Here is a 23,851-nt window from a genome sequence, read left to right as displayed (position 1 = left end):
AATTTTACAGTACAAATGTACTTCTGTTTTTTAGGATAAACAGTGACAATTGTTACATTCCATTTTTTAATTGAAGAAAAATTCTTTGATAATAATATAAATTCCCATTACTAATACAAACCAACCAAAGATTGGTTTTAGTTTAGCTGCATCTATTTTTTTTGACAGCTTGATGCCAATAATCATTCCTATAAATGCCATACTTGAAATCATCAGTAAAAACAAATAGTCTATAGGTGTGCCAATATATAAATCACCTCCAAAACCGATGCTAGAATTTATAAAGATAATCAATAATGAAGTGCCAACTGCTTGTTTCATTGGTAAATTAGCAAAAAATAATAAGGAAGGAATGATTAAAAATCCACCTCCAGCTCCTAAAAATCCAGTTACAATTCCAATTAAAAATCCAATTAGCCCAAGCTGTGTATAATTTGTTTTTGGAGGATTTATTACTGTTTTTGTTTTACGTATCATAGCTATAGCGGCAGCTATCATGAGTACTGAAAAAACAATCATTATTAGGAAATTTTTTGATACTTGGTAGGAAGCAACGGAAAAAATTGTTGCTGCTATTTTTGGGAAAATGACTTCTCGAATGATTAGGATAGAAAAAACCGAAGGAATAGCAAAATATAATGCCGATTTAATTTTAAGATTTCCCATTTTATAGTGACTGATACAGCCAAATAAAGCGGTGATTCCCACTATAAATAGTGAATAACTGGTAGCAGTTTCTGGATCTATTTTAAATAGATAAACCAGAATAGGAACAGTAAGTATAGATCCTCCACCTCCAATTAATCCTAATGAAAGTCCAATAATAATTGAAGCAAAATAGCCTAAATATTCCATTTTAAAAAAATTTTACTGCAAAGGTTGTTTGTAATTTTTTTACAAACAGTAACATTTATCACATTGAGAAGATTTATTTCAAAAGTTCAATGTTATTACGCTGTAAATTGACCAATCCTCGTTGTTCCATTTTTTTTAACAAACGGGAAATTACTTCTCTTGATGTATTAAGTTCAGATGCGATTTCCTGATGAGACAGTTTTAACTCTTTACAGCCACAAGCATCAGCATGGCGTTTTAAATAAAATTCTAAGCGCTCATCCATTGCTCTGAAGGCCACACTATCAATCACTTCTAAGACTTCTTCAAAACGACTGCGATAAGAACCAATCACAAATTCATACCAACTGCGGTGCTGCATCATCCACTTGTCCATTAATGGAAGCGGAACCATGATTAATTCAACATCTTCAACAATTTTAGCCATTATTTGGCTTTTTTCGTTTTTGGTGGCACAAATCATAGAAATGGCGCAGGCTTGTCCAGGTTGTAAATAATACATAAAAAATTCGCCTCCATTTTCATCTTCGCGGTAAATTTTTATTTTTCCGCTAATTACTAAAACAGTGTTTTTGATGTATTGTCCTGTTCGAATAACTATATCACCTGTCTGGTAGGAATGAATTGTTGCATTAGCTTCGATTTCTTTCACTAATTCATTAGAAAAGGAAGGGAAAAATTTCTTTATAGGGTCAAGCATTTTTAGTCTTTTTTCTATCGTTAGTAGTGTAAAAGTAGTCTAAAAAACTGAAAAAGGGATGGTGATTTTAGCGTTAAAAAAAATGGCAAGACCTTGATTAATTGCATCTTGTTTACTTATTTCCTATGGATTTAATGGGTTGTTTTTAATGAAAATAGAGACTCATTTTATACTTTATTGACAGTTAATGTTTTGCGAAAACGTTTTCTGATAAATATTATCCAATTAACAAATCGTGCGATTATTGTTAGCTAAAATCTTTGTATTTTTACAAAAAACAGCATTATGAATTTAACACAAGAAGATTGGGTTTCTCAATTTGAAACTGACGAGAACGCAGTAATTTTAGACGTGAGAACCGAAGCCGAATTTAACGAAGGAATTATAGCCAATGCCATTAATATTGATATTCATTTGGGACAAGGTTTTATTTCTGAAATTGAAGCGTTAGACAAAACAAAAAATTATTATGTGTATTGTCGCTCCGGAATGCGAAGCGGAAAAGCCTGCGAAATAATGAATGAGCTGGGTTTTGAAAATGCATTTAACTTAGTTGGAGGCATTATAGAATGGGATGGAGAGGTAGTTGCTCCATAAAACACAAAGAGGCAATAGCCTCTTTGTTTATTTAAAATTAAATTAAAAACATAAAATACTTTAGTATGAATGTAATACCAGAAGAATTTCAAATTAGCACCTTGTTAAATCAAGATACGTATTTAGTTGACGGAGAATTAAAAAAATGGACTGGTCAGACCACTCCTGTTTTTTCAACAATTTCATCTACCGAAGAATACGGCCCAACGATTTTAGGTTCAATCCCGTTTATGGGAGAGGCTGAAGCGATAGAAGCAGTAAATGCGGCAAGTGCGGCCTATAATAATGGTCAGGGATTATGGCCTACCATGAAAGTAGCGGATCGTATCAAGTGTATGGAAAATTTTGTTGCTCAAATGAAAACAACCCGTAAAGAAGTTGTTAAATTATTGATGTGGGAAATTGGAAAATCATTGGGTGATTCTGAAAAAGAATTTGACAGAACGGTAGAATACATCTATGATACAATCGACAGTTTAAAAGAATTAAACAGTCGTAGTGCTCATTTTTCTAAAGTGCAAGGAATAAATGCCATGGTTCGTAGAGGACCGCTTGGTGTAGTTCTCTGTCTAGGACCTTATAATTATCCGTTAAATGAGACTTTTTCGTTGTTGATTCCTGCTTTGATTATGGGGAATCCAGTGATTTTTAAACCTGCTAAACACGGTGTTTTATTGATTTCTCCTTTATTGGAAGCTTTCAGAAGCAGTTTTCCAAAAGGAGCCATCAATATTGTATATGGTCGTGGACGTGAAGTGGCTTCGCCAATAATGAAATCCGGAAAAGTAGATATTTTGGCATTGATAGGAAACAGTAAATCAGCGATTGCATTACAAGACCAACATCCAAATAAAAACAGATTGCGTTTGATATTAGGGTTGGAGGCAAAAAACCCTGCGATAATCCTTCCGGATGCTGATTTAGATTTGGCTATCCAAGAATGTATTGCTGGCTCTTTATCGTTCAATGGACAGCGTTGTACGGCTTTGAAAGTATTGTATGTGCATGAGTCTATTGTTGATGAGTTCAACAAACGTTTTGCTGCTAAAGTGGATGCGTTGGTTTTTGGTAATCCGTGGGATGCATCCGTGTTTCTGACGCCTTTGCCAGAAAAAGAGAAACCGGCTTATATTCAGGAACTGATTGATGATGCGACCAGTAAAGGTGCTGCTATAATCAATGAAAAAGGAGGAAAGCATTCTTCTAATTATATTTTTCCGGCAGTTTTATTTCCTATAAATAAAGAAATGCGCGTGTATCACGAAGAGCAATTTGGTCCAGTTGTGCCTATTATTTCTTTCAAAGACATTCAAGAACCTTTGAACGATATGGCCGAATCAAATTACGGGCAACAAGTAAGTTTGTTTGGAAAAGACATTAAAACGATTGCACCGCTTATTGATGCCTTGGTAAATTTAGTGTGTAGAGTAAACTTGAACAGCTCTTGTCAAAGAGGACCGGATGTTTTCCCTTTTACAGGACGAAAAGATTCAGCTGTAGGAACATTGAGTATTCATGATGCTTTGCGTTCGTTTTCAATTAGAACCTTTGTAGCGTCTAAAGACAATGAGTATAATAATGCTATTTTACAGGAATTATTAAGCAGTAAAGAATCTAACTTCATCAATACCGATTATATTTTGTAATCTCTTTTTAATTATAAATTAAAGCCGTCTCGTTTTTTTCGATACGGCTTTTTTGTGGAGTTGAGTTTACTACGAGATTTTTATGTTCAAAAAATTATGTAATACGTCCAAGTATTTTTAAAAAATTATAAATTTTCAATGCTTTACGGGAAACAGTAAAACATTGAAAATGGAATCATTTAGATTTGGTCGTATAGATTAATTTTGGTTAGTTATCTATATTAGCAGAAGTCATTTAATGGCACTAAGCCTTCCGAAATGGGGACTAGTGTCACTTTATGACTGGTATATAAATTATTGAAAAGTAATAAATTTGAATTAAGCAACAAGTTTTATTTAGCTATAATCAGTCTGCAAATCAAATAATAAAACAAAAAAGGTGATCCGTTACCAGACCACCTTTTCGAACAAATTATAAATTCTAATATTAAACTAAGTCGAAACGGTCTAAGTTCATTACTTTAGTCCATGCTGCAATAAAGTCTTTTACAAACTTTTCTTGAGAATCTATACAACCATAAACCTCAGCAATGGCTCTTAATTCTGAGTTAGAACCAAAAATAAGATCTACTCTAGTTCCAACCCACTTTATTGCACCAGTTTTACGATCTGTACCTACAAATGCATCGTCAGATTCCGATACTGCTTTCCAAGTTGTACCTAAATCAAGTAAGTTTACAAAGAAATCATTCGTTAAAGCTTCTGGGCGTTTCGTAAAAACTCCAGTTTGGGAGTGATCAAAATTCGTGTTTAACACACGCATACCACCAACAAGAGCAGTCATTTCTGGTACTGTCAATGTTAATAATTGTGCTTTATCAATAAGTAGTTCTTCTGCTGATACCGTATATTTTGTTTTGACATAATTACGGAACCCATCTGCTTGAGGTTCCAGAACTGCAAATGATTCTACGTCAGTTAGTTCTTGCAAAGCATCAGTTCTACCCGGGGTGAAAGGTACTATTACATCATGATTAGCATTTTTTGCTGCTTGTTCAATTCCTGCGTTACCACCTAAAACTATTAAATCAGCAATTGAAACTTGCTTACCGCCAAAATTAGCGCTGTTGAACTCATTTTTGATATTTTCAAGTTTGTTAAGCACTTTTTCAAGTTGAGATGGGTTGTTTACTTTCCAATCTTTTTGAGGTTCTAAACGAATGCGGGCACCGTTTGCGCCACCACGTTTATCTGAACCACGGAAAGTAGATGCTGATGCCCAAGCAGTAGTTACCAATTCAGATACAGATAATCCTGAAGCCAGAATTTTTGCTTTAAGCGTAGCAATATCTTGGTCATCAATTAAGGGATGTGTAACAGCAGGAACCGGGTCTTGCCAAATTAGTTCTTCAGTAGGAACTTCAGGTCCTAAATACCGAGTTTTTGGACCCATATCTCTGTGCGTTAGTTTGAACCATGCTCTAGCAAATACATCATTAAATTCTGATGGATTCTCTAAGAAACGTCTTGAAATTTTTTCATAGGCAGGGTCAAATCGTAGGGAAAGATCCGTAGTCAACATAAACGGTTGATGTCTTTTTGAAGGATCATGTGCATCTGGAACTAAATCAGCACCTGCGCCGTTTTTTGGTCTCCATTGATGTGCACCTGCTGGACTTTTGGTTAATTCCCATTCAAAACCAAATAAATTTTCGAAATAATTATTACTCCATTTAGATGGAGTAGTAGTCCATGCTCCTTCTAGACCGCTAGTAATTGTGTCTCCAGCATTACCTGTACCAAAACTGTTTTTCCAGCCTAGACTTTGCTCCTCGATACTTGCTGCTGCTGGTTCAGCACTTACATATTTCTCTGGATCTGCAGCACCATGGGTTTTACCTAAAGTGTGACCACCTGCACTTAATGCTACTGTTTCTTCATCATTCATTGCCATACGAGCAAAAGTTTCACGAATATCATGAGCTGCCAATACTGGATCAGGATTTCCATTAGGTCCCTCCGGATTTACATAAATTAATCCCATTTGAACAGCCGCAAGAGGTTGTTCTAATTCACGTTCTCCATTGTAACGGTTGTCTCCTAACCACTCACGTTCAGAACCCCAATAAATATCTTCATTTGGCTCCCATACATCTTCACGTCCACCAGCAAAACCAAAAGTTTTAAAACCTGCAGACTCTAAAGCACAGTTACCAGTTAAAATAAATAAATCAGCCCAAGAAATTTTTCTGCCATATTTTTGTTTTATTGGCCAAAGTAATAAACGTGCTTTGTCTAAGTTAGCATTATCAGGCCAGCTGTTTAGTGGTGCGAAACGTTGTGTGCCAGCTCCTGAACCTCCACGTCCATCTGCAATACGATAGGTTCCTGCACTGTGCCATGCCATTCTAATAAATAATCCTCCATAAAACCCATAGTCTGCTGGCCACCAATCTTGTGAGGTAGTCATTAAATCCAAGATGTCTTGCTTCAAAGCAGCAAAATCTAAAGATTTAAACTCTTCAGCATAATTGAACGTTTCTCCCATTGGGTTTGAGAGTGAAGAGTGTTGGCGTAAAATATTTAATTTTAATTGATTTGGCCACCAATCACGATTCGCAGGAGCAGAACCAGCACCATGCTTAGCAGGAGTTCCAGCACTAGCTCCATGATTGAATGGGCATTTACTTTCACTGTTGAGATTGTAGGACGTTGAACTTGTATTTGTGTTATTTTCCATATTATGATTGATTTTTTATTTACTTGAAGCAAATTTACTAAAAACTATCCGCACCTTATTTTATTTTTAATAGATAAAAACTATAGTTGTAGATAATATTAGTGATTAATAAATGTACTAAAAATATTTAATTAAATGAACATCAGTTCATGAGGATATTATTAAGCCAATATTAAATTAATAAATAAGTGAGAATCGTTGTCTTTAAATTTTTTTATTTTTAATATGGTTATACTTTCTTTTTTAAAATAAGGAATTGATTTCTGGAATAAGTAGGTCTATATTTAGAAATTTACTGATGCTACAAAAATAAATGGTAATTTATTCCCAAACTCAAGCAACGAGTTGGAAGGTAAACAGTAACTTTAGAAAAAAATAAAAATATGAGTTTATTTGAAAATAAAAATAATAGTGACCACAATCCAGTAAACTCGGAGTTTGAAGCTTGGGTTGGAATTTTATATTCTTGTATTTCTGCGGATAATCAAATTAAGGATTCGGAAACAGCATCGTTATCAAGAATATTGCATTCAAAACAGAAATTTATTGGAATTGATATTTCACCTCTTTATGTAAGATCATTTAATTTAAGAACAGAACTGGGACAGTTAAAATATATTTCGGCCTGTTGTGAACTAATAGAAGAAGAAGATAAAGAAACTGTATTTGCTCTTGCATTAGAAGTGTTACTGGCGGATGGAACATTGGAAAAAGAAGAAAAAAACCTAATTGAAGTTTTATCAAATCGATTAAAAATTGATGCTGATATGACCAGTAAAATCATTGAAGTGATTTTTTTGAAGAATAAAGGGAATATTAAAGGGATATAAACGGCAGCAATTCTGATACTGTTACTGCCTAAGCAGATTAAATATATTGTATAACCTATTTATCTTAAATATATTGTGTAATTTAGAGTGTTCAAAATAGGAAACCAAAAATCAATAGTGACTATACATCGCTATTGTCTGTAAAACGCAAGGGCTATCAAAAAGAAACTCAAAATAGCAAAGGAAAACTTTCATGAAAGACTGCATCGGGAACCCTTAATTACACATCCCCGATTGAAGTTTATTCCTAATATCGTTCTCAACCTGATTAGCTTTGCCATTACACTTGCTGTGATAGGAACCTTTTTGTATCTACTACTGAATTATTTGATAATGAAATTTTATCACTTGGATTAAAATGGATTTTAAAATGGATAGAACTCAAATTCGTTTCATTTTGCTAAATCATTTTTTACTATCGATTTAATTGTACTATATTTTGTTTTTCTGGATTCATATTTATTAATGAGGTAGTTTATCTCTAAAATAGCCATATAGCCAAGTCCCCACTACTGCCGATAATAAGGTAACAATCATTACTGTCGCGCCAGTTCCAATCTGGGCAAACAATGGTCCTGGGCAAGCTCCAGTTATGGCCCAACCCAATCCAAAGATAAGCCCGCCGTAGATTTGTCCTTTGTTGAAGGTTTTGTTGTGAAATTCAATTTTTTCCCCATAAATGGTTTTAATATTGAATTTTTTTATCAGCAAAACAGATATTATTCCAACCACAACCGCACTTCCTATGATCCCATACATGTGAAAGGATTGAAAACGGAACATTTCCTGAATGCGGTACCAGCTGATAACTTCGGCTTTGATGAAAACAATTCCAAAAGCTATACCTACGATTACGTATTTTAAATTATGATACCACTTGTGTTCTAATTGACTCTCGTTGACACAAACTGTGTCTAAAGAACGTGTTTTAAAATCTGTATTTTGATCTTTATTTTGCATGTTTGATAGTATTAAATAGAAAGTATTAAAGGTAAAATAATATTTGCCATAATCAATCCGCCTATGAAGAAACAAGAGGTTGCAATCAACGAAGGCAATTGTAAATTAGACAAACCGGAAATAGAATGACCACTGGTACAACCTCCCGCATAACGAGAACCGAAACCAATAAAAAACCCACCTATAACCATCATAAAAAATCCTTTGAGTGTGATTAAATTTTCCCACGAGAAGAGTTGTGCGGGTAACATTCCGTCGATATTTGTAACTCCATAAGAAGCTAATTCTGTTCTTAGAGCATCGTTTATAATAATTGGATTTGGATTTGACAAAAAATTAAAAGCAATTATACCACCCACTACTATTCCGAATACAAAAAACATATTCCAGATTTCTTTTTTCCAATCGTATTTGAAAAATTTAATATTTGCCGGTAAGCACATCGCACAAGTGTGACGTAATGAAGCACTAATTCCAAAAGATTTATTTCCAATAATTAATAATGCCGGTACGGTAAGTCCAACTAATGGCCCCGCTATATACCAAGGCCAAGGTTGTTTGATGAATTCTAAAATTTCCATTTTTGTTGATTTAGTACCGCAAAGATTCAACTTCTAAATGAGTAGTTGTGTTACTTTTGTCACACAACAAAAAAGATTTTAAAAAATCACATTGATTTTATTTTCTAATATAATGATCTAACTTTTCTCGGAACGAATCACTATTCCAATTTGCAGTTCCAATTTTGGCTAAAATTAAATATCCTTGTTTATCAATAAGGTAAGTGGCAGGAATTGTAGTCGAGTCCATTTCTAACGGAGGATTTGTAACCGATTGGTAGATAGGAAGCGTTAAATTTTCTCTGACCATAAATGTATTTGCTTTTTCAAAAGAATCTGTTGTAACAAACAAAAAGACAATTTTGTCATGATAATCAGCATATAATTTTTGTATACTTGGCATTTCGGCAATGCAAGGCGGACACCATGTGGCCCAGAAATTAATGAATATCATTTTTCCTTTATAGTCTTCCAAAGTTACACGCTGCCCGGTAGCATCGACTAATTGCCATTGGTAACTAGACAGCATTTTTTGATCCGTTACTGCAATTGTTTTAGGCGAAAAAACGATTAAGCGGTTTACTTGTATTTTTACAAAAGTGCCCAAAGGACTTAACAGCAACAGGGCAATAAATAGAATAAAAGCAACATTTTGAAGAGTAGATTTTTTAGGTGTTTTCCAGATCATTTTTATTGGTTTTAAATTTTAGTTTAAAAGGATGCACTTTAGTATATTTTGCTTTAGCTCCTAAAAATTTTAGTCCAAATTATTCATTCAATTTTGATGTGTTTAATTTGCGAAATTACGGTTTAATTTTTCTGTTCAAATTTAGCCTTGCAGACTCTCTGTATATTAAACGAAAATGTATGGACTTTAAGTTTCATGGTGGCTTATTCTGGAGGTGAAAATGCGATGTCAGACCTTGGAAATATTAAGATTAGCACCACTCATAGTATTCTAATTGATAATCGCCAATGTGTTTTTTATTTTTAAAAATGGATTTTTTATGCTTGAAATAGTTAAAAGTGCCAAGTAAAAGTATCACGAATGAAATGACAAAAAGTGCTATTTCAATCAGGAAACTATTTTCTACTTTTAATAAATTTCGCAAACTCAATCCTGCAATTAAAAAGTACATTGCCGTTCTCAGGAATGCAAGAAAAGTAGATTGATTCGCTAGCACTGTCCTTTGTAATGCTAATCGTTCTCTTAAAATCAAGTCTTTGTTTATTGCTTTTGTGTCTTTCATATCCTTAAATTTCTTAATAAACGTATACTACAAAGATATAGCATGAATTTAAGGAAGATAGTGACAAATGTTACACAATAAAAAAAGTTGCCATAATTGTAAATTTTTAAAATATAATTTTTGTGTTTTTTGTGGGTTGCACCAGACAACTAATTTTTAAAAATAAAAAAACACCAGCTATTCAACTGGTGCCTCTATCATTAATTAACCAAACTAAAAAAATTAATCAATAACTATAGTGTGTGTTATAAACTCAGTAGCCGTTTTTTTGAATTTTAAATTGTAAGTTCCCACAGTTGTAGATTTGAACTTGTAAACTACAGTTTTGCTTGCTGGAGTCGTTCCACAATCAACTCCTTCGTACTTTGATTCCACTTCAATCGTTTTTGTGTTTGTAGCCGCAGTTTCGATAAACTTGTTGTAAGAACCACAATTATTGTCAACTGAAAAAGTCACAGTTAATGGAACTTCAACATTTATGTCTCCTGTTACGGCGCCCTCAACTTTTGTTACCAATGAGGTTTTAGTAACTGTATTTGGTGTGTTGTCATCATCGCTGCATGATGTAAAAGCTGTTGAAACTAATAGTACAATAACTGCTGCTTGTAATCTGAAATTTTTCATAATTATTAAATTTATTTGTTGCTCTAAGGATGTCAAAGAGAATGAAAGGTTGCTTTTTGCATTCTGTTAAAAAATGCTTTTACAATTATTCAATCATTTATAGTTCTCTGAATGAGTGAACTAAAATAAATATTTTTTTAATTATTTTTTTGCCAAATAGGCTTATTACAATGTTTTTTCTTCTGAAATGGAATAGATGATTTTCAGTTTAAATGCATTGAAACTAAAAAATCCTTCTCATTTTAGTATTAAAAGGAGAAGGATTTTTTGTTCTAAAGTGACTTTTAAAATTTAATTTAGTTTCGATTTTTTATTAAATTTTATTTTAGAAAAAGCTCTTTGGTTATAATATAAATTCCCATTACTAAAACAAACCAACCAAATGCAGGTTTCAGTTTGTCTCCATTAATTTTTTTTGATAATGCTGTGCCAATGAAAATTCCAACAATAGCAAATGTTGAAATGGTAATCAGAAATTGCTAATTGATTCCATTTTCTCCTCCTTCTCCAAAGAAACCAATCAACGATTTGGCAGCTATAATTACCAATGATGTTCCAACTGCTTCTTTCATAGGAAGCTTACTTAATACGACTAATGCCGGTATAATTAAGAAACCGCCGCCGACTCCAACTAATCCTGTAATAACACCAACAATTGCACCTTCGATAAGTATGAGAGGGTAATTGAATTTTTGTTCTTCGGACTTTTCGTCTATTTTTTTTTGATCATGCTATACGAAACAGCAATCATAATTACAGCAAAGAGTAACATCATCAATAGGTTTTTGTAACTATAAATTCTCCAATGGAAAACACTTCTTTTGGGATTGTAGGTACAATAAAAGCTCTCGAGGTAAAAACTGCAATGATTGACGGAATGCCAAAAAAAATGCTGTTTTGATATTTACCAACCCTTTTTTGAAATAGCCCACAGGATTCACAGCACTTGCAAATCCTACAATAAATTAAGGAATAAGTAGTTGCTAAAACGGGTTCGATAGCAAATAAATAGACTAAAACGGGTAGGGTAAGAATACAGCTGCCACCACCGATTAATCCTAATGCAACGCCAATGAGTATTGATGTAAAATAACCGATATATTCCATAAGTAGTAAAATTTTATACTGCAAAGATTGTCAGTTAAAATTCCACGTACAGTAACATTTATTACACAGGAAGTTTTTTCAAAAAACAAATTAGAAAAGAAAAAATATAAGAAGGAAATCTGCAGTAGGAGCAATGCTTTTTATCAGTTATAAAAAAAAACAGCTGCTTGTGATAAGCAGCTGTTTTTATATTGTAGTTGTCCTTTTTTTTAATCAGCAGGTTTTAAATTAAATCATCATAAGTATTTAAAACTGTGCTAAAAATTTTAATGTTTTTGCGTTTTTGAAGTAATTGTTGATCCGGCAGAAGCTATTACCACAAAAACAACCGCTAAAATTTCATTAAAAGTAAGGTATTCTTGTAAAAATATAAAAGCAAAAATTGATGCTGCAGCAGGTTCTAAACTCATCAGAATACTGAAAGTACGTGCAGGAAGTTGTCCGAGTGCTTTCATTTCTAATGTGAAAGGAATTGCACTGGATAATAGCGCGAGTGCTACCCCTAAACCTAAAAGTTGAGGCGTAAGATTACTTAAGCCATTTCCTAGAATTCCAAAAGGGACAATAAGTATAGATGCAAATAACATTCCTATGGTAACTGCGTCTCCACCTTTCATTATTTTTGAAATTTTCCCTCCTAATACGATATAAGCCGCCCAAAGTGCACCAGCCAAAAGAGCAAAAAGCATCCCCCAAATATCTAATCCATTATTTGACCATGGAGCAATTAAGACGATTCCTGCCGCAGCAAGAAGTACCCAGAAAAAATCTATGATGCGTTTTGAACCAAAAACAGCTACTAATAACGGACCTATGAATTCCAGTGTAACAGCAAGTCCAATGGGAATTCTCTCAATGGAAAGATAAAAAATCAAATTCATTGCTCCCAAGGATAAACCATAAGGAATAACCAATTTCCATTGGTCAGCAGTTACTTTTTTTAGGTTTGGTCTGTAAACAGCCAATAATATTAATGCGGAGATGCCAATTCTTAAAGAAGCTGTCCCGGCAGCACCAATAGCAGGAAAAAGACCTTTGGCGATAGCCGCCCCAGATTGTACGCTTATTATTGCTAAAAGTACGGCGGGTAATGGAGGTATGTTGATCTGTTTAAGTTTCATGAAGGGTTGAATATAGGCGGGTAAAACTACAAAATTTATAATTTAAAGTAGGTATTGATGTAAATAATCATTGGACAATAAAACACCAAAAGCAATCAATTGTGGCTACATTTTTACCGTTTATTTCATCAGCTCTTACTTGTCCTAAAATATACTGTCACCACCAATTGTGTTTTTTGTAGCATGTTTTGCAATGCTATGACTAATAAATGAAGCGGGTATTACTCCATCAACAAAAATATTTTTGTCTTTTTTATGCTCCATAAAATTAAATTAATTTCTTTTTTACCAGTTCATTAACCCCGCCTTTTAGTGAATATGCCTTTGCATTTGGCATCACGGACAAATACAATAATACGGCTTTTAAACTTCTCTTTCCAGACTGACAAACAAATACAATCTCTTTATCTAATAAATCATCTAAATTAGAACGTAACGTGGCCAAAGGAATCGATAAATGTGAATAGAAATCTAAACGGGGCTTTTCTATAAGTTCTCGTACATCAACTAAAATAGTGTTTTCCCTAATTTCCAACCATTGTTCAAATTCAATCTCGATGACATTAGTTGGGCTATAGTTGCATAACCATTCATAATCGGTATTTTCAAAGGCTTCTACAGAAGCTGGAATATAGTTGGAAACTTCTGGATTTGGAGTCAAATACATAGTGAAAAACTCCTGATTTAATGCGTTGTATGTCAAGATTCTGTTTGTTAATGGTTTTCCAATGCCAGTTATAAGTTTAATGACTTCTGTAGCTTGTAAAACTCCAATCATACCTGGTAATACTCCTAAAACTCCTGCTTCGGAACAGTTTAAAACTTCATTATTGTTTGGTGGTACAGGAAATAAATCTCTATAATTGACTGTTTTTTCCTTTTCGTTTATTGGAACATTAAATACGGCTACTTGCCCTTCAAATTTTGAAACTGCCCCAAATACTAAGGGTTTGCCAAATAATACACAGGCGTCATTTATCAAATACCTGCTGACAAAATTATCTGTGGCATCAACAATAATATCATAATCCTTGAAATGATTGATACAGTCCTTTTGCGAAAAGCGCAGTTTCCAAGTTTTAATATCAATTGTGTCATTCATCAAAAGGAGTTTTTCTTTGGCAATATCCACTTTAAAACGTCCCACATCTTGTTGTCCAAATAAAATCTGTCGATTTAAATTGGAGTAACTTACTACATCATCATCTGCAATCCCAATTTGCCCAACACCAGCAGCAACTAAATATTGTAAAATAGGACAACCTAAACCACCCGCTCCAATAACTAATACTTTAGCGTTTGAAAGTTTTTCTTGTGCTTCTATTCCAAATTCATTTAGCATTAGTTGACGTTGATATCGCTCCTGTAAATGTTTCATGTTTTGTTTTTTAACCACCAGAAAACGGAGGCATAAAGGCGATACTACTATTTTTTTCTATTGAAATATTGTCTGTTACCATTTGTTTATTTACTGCAATTGCAAATTTCAACGATGATAAAGCAGGGAATTTCTCTAGGATTATTTTTTTTAAGTTGTCAGTAGTGTCGACATAATCAATAACTAATTTTGAGCAACCGGTAATGTCCGTTAATTGTCCAAAAAAAAGCACTTCTATTTTCATAAAATAAAATTAATCAGGTAAGTAATAATTTGATGGAAGCAACTAATAATGCTGTTGCTAAAATATATTTAAGGATCGATTGATTGAACTTCTTAGCACCCAACCAAGCACCCAATATCCCGCCAATAAAGGCTACGGCAACAAAAGCAAGCATGTCGTTTTCAAATTTAACACCCTTAGATAATTGTCCCGCTAAACCGGATACCGAATTGACAAAAATAAATAATGCGCTAATAGCTGCAGTTTGTTTTTGGTTTGACCAATGCAACATTAAAAGTATTGGCGAAAGTAGAATACCTCCTCCAATACCAATCAGGCCGGAAAGAAATCCGATACTGGCACCGATAATAATTGTCAATCCAAGCGTATTTTTTTTTAACTCTGAATCATTCGTATTTGGATACACAAAAAATTTTATAACTGGTATTAAGAGTGTTAATCCCAAAACTTTTTTATAAATATCTCCGTCTAATGATATCATGCCACCTAAAAACGAAAAAGGAATTGAGGCTAAGGCAAAGGGGAGAAAAAGTTTCCATTTGAAATGTCCTTCGCGAAAAAACAGCGTAAACGAGACCAGCGATACAAATAAGTTTAATACCAATGCTGTTGGTTTCATAAAATTTGGATCAAAACTGAAAATAGCCATTAATGCTAAATAACCACTTGCTCCACCATGACCTACGGAGGCATATAAAAATGCAATGATAAACAGTAATAAAAAAAAGGATAATGATAATGTCATTTTGTAATTTTAAAAAGGAAATAAATGTACTTCTATTTCCTGACCTGATTCAATTTTCGATGCGTTTTCTGGAATTATGGCCAGACAATTAGCGTTAGCAAACGAAGAAAGTTTATAGGATTCTTGGCCCGTTTCAAGATAAACTAAATCATTATTATGCGACGCTTTTAAAAAATGTGTCATTCCTGCCTGCTTTTGATATTCCTGCGTAAGTACCATTTTTTTAGTTTGCAATTTTACGTTGCGTTCGGTCATAATTCCAATTGCGGGAAGTACATACTCATAAAAACAGGTTAACACAGAAGCAGGATTTCCAGGAAGTCCAAAAATAACTTTATCTGCTTTTGTTCCAAATAATAATGGTTTACCGGGCTTTTGTTTTATCTTATGAAAAACGGCATTTACGTCACATTTCTCCAATGCATCCATGGTAAAATCATAATCTCCAACACTTACACCGCCCGAAATTAAAACGAGATCATTTACTTCCAATATTTGTGATAAAAGAGTCTGTAATTGATTCAGATTATCCTCAGATCTGTAAATAGTTACATTGTTAATATTCAATTGATTTAATGCAGATTGCAAGGTAAATGAATTGGATTCAAATACTTGACCATATTCTAAATCTTCTCCCGGCAATCGTAATTCATTACCGGTGACTAAAATTCCAACGCTGGGATTAGGATACACTTTGACTTTGGCAATGCCCATACTCGCCAGAAAACCTATAGTAGCCGGTTTTAAAACGGTTCCTTTTTCAAGTGCTTTTGTTCCTTTTTTTATTTCAGACCCAATACTTCTGAGGTTAGTTCCTTTATTTAAATTTTCATCAGTAACAGTTAGTTTCTCTGATTCTACGAATGCCTTTTCTTGCATCAAAACAGTATCAGCAGCTATCGGAACAGCAGCTCCCGTAAAAATCCGGACAGCTTCGCCCTGCTTTAATTCAAAAGTTTGTTTACTCCCAGCTGCAATTTCTCCCACTATTTTATAATCTGAACGATTATTGTCAAAAGCAAAAGCATATCCATCCATGCTGGACTGAGGAAATGCAGGCACATTTTCAGGCGCATAAATGTCTTCTGCCAAAACCAATCCGTTTGCTTTTTCTAATTGCATCACTGCAACTGGTAGCGATTTGACATGATTTGTTATTAATTCCAAAGCGCTGTGTACCGAAATAATTGTTTCCATTTATGCTGAATTTTAATAGGCGTAAGATGCAAATAAAATCAACGAAATGTGCAAGTAATCATGGATTTTATTGGATGTATCAACAAGCATATTTATTCTTTTTCGTTGTGTAAATTTTCATAATCTTCTATTGTGTCAATATCAATAACTCCTTTATCGAAATGTACTGTAGCTACATCCTGTTTTCTTTTTTCGATAATTTTTTTGGCACCAATATCTCCTTCAATCAACATCAGTTCTGGAAAAATCGTTTTGTGAAAAAGGGCAGGAGTTCCCATAATACCGGCATAGGAACAGGCAGAAATTGGCAATCCGGATTTGTCTTGAGCATCAATCAGTTGTTCTATATACTGATTATTTATGTAAGGTTGATCGCCAACAAGTATTATGACGCCATCAACATGAGGATACATTTCATTCATGGCATGAAGCCCTTTTCGTAAAGAACTGGCCATTCCTTCTTCCCAGTTTTCATTAAGTGCAATATCAAGTCCTGGAACATCGAGATGTGCTTGAATCAAATCAGCATTGGCACCTAAAACGGCAATTACAGGATATAATTTTGATTGGCAAGCCATTTTTGAAACCCGTGTTAAGAGCGTCATACCATCAAATTCAAGTAATTGTTTGGGTTTCCCCATGCGACTGCTTGAACCTGCTGCCAAAATAATTATGCCACATTGCTTTATTTTATGATGCATTATAAATTTTGATATCTTCTATTTGAATGTCTAATGAGTCTCTGGAATGTATGACTTCATTTTTCGTTTTTAGCATGCCACCCATTTTCCCAGTCAATACGGCTTGAATTTCCGCTATAATACTTAGTGCAATTTCTTCTGGTGTTTCCGCTCCAATATCTAAACCTGTCGGACCATAAATTGTTGCCACTTTATCGGTATTTAAATGAATGCCTTCATTATGTTGTATTTCTTCCAGCATGCGATGCAACTTCTTTTTTGGTCCCAAAATACCTATGTAAGGAACAGCAGCGGCACATAATGATTTTAACATATAATAATCACACTTGTAACTGTGCGTTACTAAAACAAAAAAAGTACGATTATCATACGCAAGATGTTCTAAGGCAACATCTGGATTAGCCACTAAAATTTGTGAGGCGGTAGGATATCTTTCTTTGTTGGCATGCGTATCTCTTCGGTCTACGATTCTAAAATCCCATCCCAAGACATCTGCAAACTTCATAAGCGGAATGGCATCATTTCCTGCTCCTAATACCACAAGGGAAACTGGTGGATGCAAGAATTCAAAAAAAGCGGTTACTGATACGTCACCTGATCTGTATTGTTTGAAAACAGATTCGCCATTTTGCATGACATCTGTTATGTCTTTTAAAACAACATCTTCAAATTGTTGCAGTGGTATTTTACCGGAAAGTGTTCCATTTTCTTCCAACAGCAAACAAGTGCCATGCTGAACATTTTGATTATTATTCAAATCAAATAAAGTAACCAGAACCGCTTTTTGTCGAACGGCTAATGCTTTACTCAGCAATTGTATTGGGTTTTCTTCTTTTTTAGAATCGATGCTTTCGAATAATACTTGTATAAGACCTTCACATCCTAAATGAATTCCCATTTCTGAATCGTCTTCTTTTGAAGTGTCATAAGTAAAAAGAGTATTTTTTTGCTCAGAAATGGCAAATAAGGCTTTTTTTAAGGCATCACCTTCTAAACAACCGCCGCTTATGGCACCGGTAATTCTTCCGTCATCATTCACTAACATTCTGGCACCAGGTCTTCTATAAGAGGAACCATCTAAATGAACTACGGTTACTAGAGCTGATTTTATATTTTTCTGACTGGCAACGTCATATTTTTTAATAATTTCTTGAAGTTCTTTCATTTGAAAATTAATGGAATTATAAATAAATATTTAGGATAATTTAAGGTCAAAAGGCATCTTTTTAATGCGCTTTCCGCTAATTGAAAATATGGCATTTGCCAATGCTGGTGCAAAAGGAGGTAAGCCGGGTTCACCAACGCCTTTTATTTTTCCGCCATCTGCAAGAATGTGTACTTCAATTTCTGGTGTTTCATGCATTCGTATCATTGGATTATCGTTGAAATTACTTTGCTTTATTTTCCCGTTCTCAATGGTAATTCCTGTTTTTACAGCCGCTGTCAAAGCCATCACGATGGATCCTTCAATTTGATTTTTTACATTATCCGGGTTCACGACTTCTCCCAAGTCAATTACTGCAAAAACTTTATCAATTTTTATAGTATTGTTTTTTGTAACAGATACTTCGACTACATGAGCACACAATCCCGCAAAAAATTCCCATTGCGCAATACCTCTGCCTTTTCCTTTTGGTAGTGGTTTGTCCCAATTGGAAACTTCTTTTAATTTCAATAAAACTCTTTTGGTATCGGAATCTTTGTCTAGCATTTGCAATCTAAAATCCAAAGGGTCTTTTTTGACTTTATACGCTAATTCATCAATAAAACATTCATGGGCAAAAGCGACAGTTGAACTGGTTACGGATCTCCATGCCGCTACAGGCACATGAAAATCAGCATACACATATGAGGTTTTAATATTTGGAATTTGATAAGCCTGTTCTCCAATTCCCTCTATCATAATTGCATCTACTTTTGTTTTATCGAAATTTGGACCTACCGAATCAAAATAAGAAGGGCTTATCACTTTATGTTGAAAGCTAATTAATTCTCCTTCTTTTGAGAAACCACCTTTCAACTGTGAGAAAGTCATAGGGCGTACTGCACTATGTTGTGTGGTATCTTCCCTAGACCAAATTACTTTTACGGGTTGCTCTATTTGCTTTGCAATATTTACGGCTTCAATAACATAATCAGTATACAATCTTCTACCAAATCCGCCTCCAATAAATTTGGAATGTAAAGTGATATTCTCTGGTTTCATTCCAATTTGGCTATGAAGGTCATTTGGTCCTGAACCGGTAATAGCACTTGGAACCTGAGTTGAGGTCCATATGGTTAGCATTTCACCATTTACATGTGCGATACAATTCATCGGCTCAAGCGTATGGTGAGCCACCATAGGAGTTTCATAAAAGGACTCCACTGAATTTCCAGGTTCCGTTTTAACGCTTTCTACATTTCCTATATTTTTATCCAGTACACCAGCTTCTTTAGAAAGGTTTCGCAACTTATTTTCATAGTCGGATAAATTGAAATTTTCATATCCATTTGTATCCCATTCCACTTTCAATACTTTCCTGCCTTGAAGGGCTGACCAGTATGATTTAGCAATAACTGCCACTCCGGAATATTGATATTTTCCAACAGTTGTTTTGGCTTCCACAACTTTAATGACTCCGGGAATTTTTAGGGTTGCATCAGCATCAAAACTTTTTAAAGTACCACCAATTACCGGGGAACGAAATACAGTTGCATATACCATATTGGGAACTTCTACATCAATTCCATACTCTGCTTTTCCGGAAACTTTTAAGGGTACATCTGGTCTTTGAATAGATTTTCCGATAATCTTAAAATCACTTTTGTTTTTAAGTTTCGGTTCTTTAGGAACTTCTAATTTGGAAGCTTCTTCAATTAAATCGCCATAAGAAAGATGTTCCTTTGACAGTTTAGAATGTACACTTCCGTTTTCGGCATAACAAGATTCAATTCCAATTCCCCATTTAACACTGGCTGCCTTGACCAGCATTTCTTTTGCAGCAGCACCAATTTTTCTATACGCATCATAATTTCCTCTGATGGAAGAACTTCCTCCAGCTGCCTGGCCGCCGCCAAATTGTTTCTCGCCACTGGTTTGAACAATCGTTATTGCATCAAGCGAAACTTCTAATTCTTCGGCTATAAGAGCCGGAACAGATTGAAAAGTACCTTGACCCATTTCAGGTTTAGTATTGAAAATTGTTATTTTTCCGTTTTTCTCGATTTTTACAAAAGGAGTAAAATTACTGGGTGCATCTGTAATAAAAGCTGCGTTTGCAAAACCATTAGAAGTAGCTCCTAACCATAATGCAAAACTTGCTTTACCTGTATTTTTAATAAATTGACGTCTTGATACCATTTAGTTAGTATTTAGAATTTATAATTCTCTCTATGCAACGAATTCAAAATGTTACAAATTAATAGGCTTTGTAATCTTTATTGACAGCTTTTTTAGCTTGTTGTATTTCACTTGGCAAAACTGCCTTAGCTTCATTTCCCCATGAATTTCTGACATAGTTTAAAACATCAGCCACTTGTTCATCAGTTAAATCAGTAGCGGGCATTTCTCCATCATAGTTTACACCATTAACTACTATTGGTCCGCGTAATCCAGTTGTAACCACTTTTATCAATCGATTTTTATCTGCAAAATAATCTGATTTTATCAATGTTGGAAAAACACCTTCTATACCATTTCCTTCTTCCATGTGGCAGGATGCACATTGTGTATTATAGACCGATTTACCGCGTACAATACTTGCTTTCAAATCAAAATTCTGATTGAATGATTGCAGCGTTACTGCCAATATTAAAACAACTACTATTGAAAAAACTATTTTCATTTGTTTTGTATTTTTAAAATTAAACTTTTGCTAATTCGAAAGGAAGCTTTCTAATACGTTTTCCTGTCAAATCAAATATTGCATTTATTAAAGCTGGAGCAAATGGAGGTAATCCAGGTTCTCCAACACCTCCGGCATCTGCATCATTTTCCATGATATACACTTCAATAGGTGGAATATCTGTTATACGAGGCATTTTATACGTATTGAAATTATTTTGAACCGTTTTACCATCTTTGAATGTAATTTCATGAATCGTTGCAGCACCTAATGCCATAACAATACTTCCTTCCACTTGTGCTTTGATTATATCTGGATTTACATACCATCCACAATCTATTACTGCCCAAACCTGATCGATTTGAATTTTATTTTCTGCGTTTTTGGAAACTTTCACAATTTGTCCCACGGTACTGCCAAAACATTCCGTTATAGCGACACCATATCCTTTGCTTCTGTTTTTCCATCCTGAAACCTCTTCTAGTTTATCCAGTAATTCCCGACTTCTTTCGTCCTTAAGATAGGTTCTTCTAAAAGTTATTGGATCTTTCGCTGATTCAGCAGCCAACTCATCCATAAAACTTTCATACGCAAAACCATTGGTAGAAGCATAGACAGAACGCCACCACATAGTAGGTATTGGTGTTTCAAAAGGTATATCAACAATACTTAAATTCGAAATGTTGTCTACGTATGGTTTTAAAAATCCTTCCGTGGCACTTCTGTTGGGAATATCTTTTGCTCCGCCTCTCCAATGACTATTGTTCTGACCTGCAATGGAAACTTTAAAAGCACTTATTTCACTATTTGCAACCACACCTTGACAACGGTATGAAACTCCAGGTCTGTATGGACCTTGCGTTGCGTCGTCTTCTCTGGACCAGATAACCTGAACCGGTGCGTTTATTTCTTTAGAAATCATCGTGGCTTCATGTGGGTAATCCATAAAGGCTTTTCTACCAAATCCGCCTCCGAGGAAAGTCATATTCACAATTACTTTTTCCCTTGCAATTCCTAATTCTTTACTGATGTAATCTTGAACCCATTCCGGAGCTTGTATTGGCCCCCATATTTCTATTTTATCTTTTTGATAATGAGCAATACAATTCAGTGGTTCCATACAACTGTGCGATTGATACGGAGTAGTATATACAACATCAATTTTCTTTTCTGCTGATTTTATAATGGTGTTTGAATCTCCTTTTGAAACAAAAGAAAGTCCCTCATCTTTTTGAAGTGCTTCCTCCATTCGACGATAAATATCCTCGGTGTTCAAATGTTCAAATCCGGTATCGTCCCAGTCCACTTTTAAGGCTTTTTTTCCTTTCATAGCTGCCCAAATAGAATCAGCCACAACTGCTACACCTTCTCTGAACGTATTGAAAACACCCATACGAACTACAAAAACTTGTTTTACTCCCGGAATTTTAAGCGCTTCAGTAGCGTCAAAACTTTTTACTTTACCACGAAGTCTGGGGTTTCGTTCCACCATGGCATACAGCATTCCCGGAATCATTTTATCGATACCAAAAACGGCTGTACCATTTGTTTTCAAAGGCGTATCTTGTCTTTGAAGTGGTTTTCTAATTAATTTATATTCGGATGTTTTCTTTAAAACAACATTTTTCGGAATATCAAGTTTTGATGCCTCCAATACTAATTCACCGTAATGTAATTTTTTACCACTTGGTTTATGAATTACATGACCATCTTCTGCATAACATTCCAATTCAGAAACATTCCATTTATTACTGGCTGCTTTTATTAACATTACACGGGCAGTGGCGCTCAGATTCAAAAGGTTTTTATAGGATCCTCTAATACTGGAACTACCTCCTGTAATTTGATTTCCATATTTCACATTATCGCCAGGAGCGAAAACTATGTTTACTTTATCAAGATCTATATGAAGTTCTTCAGCGATTATTTGAGGTATGGATTGATAGACTCCTTGTCCCATTTCGGCTCTGTGACTATAGAGCGTAACTTTGCCTGAAACATCAATGTATATCCATGAATTAAGCTCAATGCCGCTATTCTCAGCATCAAAAGCAGTGATTAATTTAGGTTCTTTAGCATCAGCAGGTAAATAATATCCTAATGTAAGAGCAACTCCTGTTAAACCAGATAGTTTTAAGAATTTTCTTCTTGATATAGTATCTATGTCCATATAAAATATAAGAATAGGTTATTTTAGTACTCTTCTCAAGGCTTGTTTTCTGATGCTTTCTTGATGGCTCGTTTGATACGCGGATAGGTTCCACATCTACAGATATGCCCTTGCATTGCGGCATCAATATCTTCATCATTAGGAGAAGCATTTTTGGATAATAATGCTGCGGCAGCCATGATTTGACCTGATTGACAATACCCACATTGAGGGACTTGCTCTTCTATCCAAGCTTTTTGAACCGGATGCGAGTTATCCTCTGATAATCCTTCTATGGTCGTTATGTTTTTATTTGCAACAGCAGCTACAGGCAAAGAGCAAGAGCGAACCGGCTGACCGTTTAAATGAACTGTGCAAGCACCACATTGCGCGATACCACAACCATATTTAGTTCCTTTTAACCCTACAAAATCTCTGATTGCCCAAAGAAGTGGCATTTGAGGATCTACATCTATTGAATACTCCTTACTATTGATTTTAAGATTAATTATTGCCATATAATATTATTTTTTAAGTAAATGAAAATCAACATATCTGTTAATGCAAGTTAATGAATTTAATAATTTAAAATTTATACAATTCAAATAATATATTACTAAAATCAAAAAATTCAAATTTTGAAAAAAACATTGGTTTTAAACAGAGTAAAAAGATACGTT

At 34.4% G+C, this 23,851-nt stretch carries 22 protein-coding genes and 1 pseudogene; 3 read left to right on the top strand and 20 right to left on the bottom strand.

From position 1 onward, the window contains the following. Window positions 1–66: 66 nt before the first annotated feature. Complete coding sequence (locus QLS65_RS08590) at window positions 67–855, bottom strand: sulfite exporter TauE/SafE family protein (protein WP_282712043.1); 789 nt, start codon at window positions 853–855, stop codon at window positions 67–69. 73 nt (window positions 856–928) lie between these two features. Then, on the bottom strand, window positions 929–1,555 hold the full coding sequence (locus QLS65_RS08585; RefSeq protein WP_282712042.1) for a Crp/Fnr family transcriptional regulator: 627 nt from the start codon (window positions 1,553–1,555) through the stop codon (window positions 929–931). Window positions 1,556–1,840: 285 nt separating this feature from the next. Here QLS65_RS08585 and QLS65_RS08580 point away from each other — a divergent pair, with 285 nt between their 5' ends. Continuing rightward, window positions 1,841–2,152 carry a rhodanese-like domain-containing protein gene (locus QLS65_RS08580; RefSeq protein WP_282712041.1) on the top strand — a complete coding sequence of 104 codons (312 nt, stop codon included), beginning with the start codon at window positions 1,841–1,843 and terminating at the stop codon, window positions 2,150–2,152. A 65-nt stretch (window positions 2,153–2,217) separates the two neighbouring features. Further along, window positions 2,218–3,798: an NADP-dependent glyceraldehyde-3-phosphate dehydrogenase gene (locus QLS65_RS08575; protein ID WP_282716782.1), complete on the top strand. Its 1,581-nt coding sequence runs from the start codon at window positions 2,218–2,220 to the stop codon at window positions 3,796–3,798. Between the two features lie 427 nt (window positions 3,799–4,225). Here the strand turns inward: QLS65_RS08575 and katG are convergent, their stop codons facing one another. After that, the gene (gene katG / locus QLS65_RS08570) at window positions 4,226–6,478 is read right to left on the bottom strand and encodes a catalase/peroxidase HPI (RefSeq protein ID WP_282716777.1); all 2,253 of its coding nucleotides are present in this window, start codon (window positions 6,476–6,478) and stop codon (window positions 4,226–4,228) included. A gap of 383 nt (window positions 6,479–6,861) precedes the next feature. Between katG and QLS65_RS08565 the strand changes: the two genes are divergently transcribed. After that, window positions 6,862–7,308, top strand: a complete 447-nt coding sequence (locus QLS65_RS08565; RefSeq protein WP_282716772.1) for a TerB family tellurite resistance protein — start codon at window positions 6,862–6,864, stop codon at window positions 7,306–7,308. A 462-nt stretch (window positions 7,309–7,770) separates the two neighbouring features. Here the strand turns inward: QLS65_RS08565 and QLS65_RS08560 are convergent, their stop codons facing one another. The 17 genes and pseudogenes from QLS65_RS08560 to QLS65_RS08475 form a co-directional block, all read right to left on the bottom strand. After that, window positions 7,771–8,268: a DUF6691 family protein gene (locus QLS65_RS08560; protein WP_282712037.1), complete on the bottom strand. Its 498-nt coding sequence runs from the start codon at window positions 8,266–8,268 to the stop codon at window positions 7,771–7,773. 11 nt (window positions 8,269–8,279) lie between these two features. Next, the gene (locus QLS65_RS08555; protein WP_282717167.1) at window positions 8,280–8,843 is read right to left on the bottom strand and encodes a YeeE/YedE family protein; all 564 of its coding nucleotides are present in this window, start codon (window positions 8,841–8,843) and stop codon (window positions 8,280–8,282) included. 103 nt (window positions 8,844–8,946) lie between these two features. Then, window positions 8,947–9,516, bottom strand: a complete 570-nt coding sequence (locus QLS65_RS08550; RefSeq protein WP_282716770.1) for a TlpA family protein disulfide reductase — start codon at window positions 9,514–9,516, stop codon at window positions 8,947–8,949. A gap of 250 nt (window positions 9,517–9,766) precedes the next feature. Beyond that, window positions 9,767–10,078 carry a DUF202 domain-containing protein gene (locus tag QLS65_RS08545; RefSeq protein WP_282712035.1) on the bottom strand — a complete coding sequence of 104 codons (312 nt, stop codon included), beginning with the start codon at window positions 10,076–10,078 and terminating at the stop codon, window positions 9,767–9,769. Between the two features lie 222 nt (window positions 10,079–10,300). Next, entirely contained in the window at window positions 10,301–10,702 is a 402-nt protein-coding gene (locus QLS65_RS08540) for a hypothetical protein (RefSeq protein WP_282712034.1), read from the bottom strand. 320 nt (window positions 10,703–11,022) lie between these two features. Beyond that, window positions 11,023–11,809, bottom strand: a pseudogene (locus QLS65_RS16165) (sulfite exporter TauE/SafE family protein). A gap of 266 nt (window positions 11,810–12,075) precedes the next feature. Further along, window positions 12,076–12,930, bottom strand: a complete 855-nt coding sequence (locus tag QLS65_RS08525; RefSeq protein ID WP_282716765.1) for an EamA family transporter — start codon at window positions 12,928–12,930, stop codon at window positions 12,076–12,078. A gap of 268 nt (window positions 12,931–13,198) precedes the next feature. Next, window positions 13,199–14,308, bottom strand: a complete 1,110-nt coding sequence (locus tag QLS65_RS08520) for a HesA/MoeB/ThiF family protein (RefSeq protein ID WP_282716763.1) — start codon at window positions 14,306–14,308, stop codon at window positions 13,199–13,201. A gap of 10 nt (window positions 14,309–14,318) precedes the next feature. Further along, window positions 14,319–14,552: a MoaD/ThiS family protein gene (locus QLS65_RS08515; protein WP_121341823.1), complete on the bottom strand. Its 234-nt coding sequence runs from the start codon at window positions 14,550–14,552 to the stop codon at window positions 14,319–14,321. Between the two features lie 13 nt (window positions 14,553–14,565). After that, on the bottom strand, window positions 14,566–15,297 hold the full coding sequence (locus QLS65_RS08510) for a sulfite exporter TauE/SafE family protein (RefSeq protein WP_282716760.1): 732 nt from the start codon (window positions 15,295–15,297) through the stop codon (window positions 14,566–14,568). 9 nt (window positions 15,298–15,306) lie between these two features. Beyond that, window positions 15,307–16,494, bottom strand: coding sequence for a molybdopterin molybdotransferase MoeA (locus QLS65_RS08505; RefSeq protein WP_282716758.1), 1,188 nt, complete (start codon window positions 16,492–16,494; stop codon window positions 15,307–15,309). 92 nt (window positions 16,495–16,586) lie between these two features. Then, a complete protein-coding gene (locus QLS65_RS08500) occupies window positions 16,587–17,195 on the bottom strand; it encodes a nucleotidyltransferase family protein (RefSeq protein ID WP_282716756.1) in 609 nt (202 codons plus the stop codon). Further along, window positions 17,185–18,360 (bottom strand): XdhC family protein, encoded by a 1,176-nt coding sequence (locus QLS65_RS08495; protein ID WP_282716754.1) that lies wholly within the window; start codon window positions 18,358–18,360, stop codon window positions 17,185–17,187. The genes QLS65_RS08500 and QLS65_RS08495 overlap by 11 nt, the downstream gene beginning before the upstream one ends. Window positions 18,361–18,390: 30 nt before the next feature. Beyond that, window positions 18,391–20,538, bottom strand: a complete 2,148-nt coding sequence (locus QLS65_RS08490; protein WP_282716752.1) for a xanthine dehydrogenase family protein molybdopterin-binding subunit — start codon at window positions 20,536–20,538, stop codon at window positions 18,391–18,393. 58 nt (window positions 20,539–20,596) lie between these two features. Then, window positions 20,597–21,022, bottom strand: coding sequence for a c-type cytochrome (locus QLS65_RS08485; protein ID WP_282716748.1), 426 nt, complete (start codon window positions 21,020–21,022; stop codon window positions 20,597–20,599). A 19-nt stretch (window positions 21,023–21,041) separates the two neighbouring features. Then, a complete protein-coding gene (locus QLS65_RS08480; RefSeq protein WP_282716746.1) occupies window positions 21,042–23,192 on the bottom strand; it encodes a molybdopterin cofactor-binding domain-containing protein in 2,151 nt (716 codons plus the stop codon). Between the two features lie 35 nt (window positions 23,193–23,227). Beyond that, a complete protein-coding gene (locus QLS65_RS08475; RefSeq protein ID WP_282712020.1) occupies window positions 23,228–23,689 on the bottom strand; it encodes a (2Fe-2S)-binding protein in 462 nt (153 codons plus the stop codon). Window positions 23,690–23,851: the final 162 nt, after the last annotated feature.

Source organism: Flavobacterium algoritolerans (assembly GCF_030010385.1).
GTDB lineage: Bacteria > Bacteroidota > Bacteroidia > Flavobacteriales > Flavobacteriaceae > Flavobacterium > Flavobacterium algoritolerans.
This window is presented reverse-complemented; position numbering and strand designations above follow the sequence as displayed.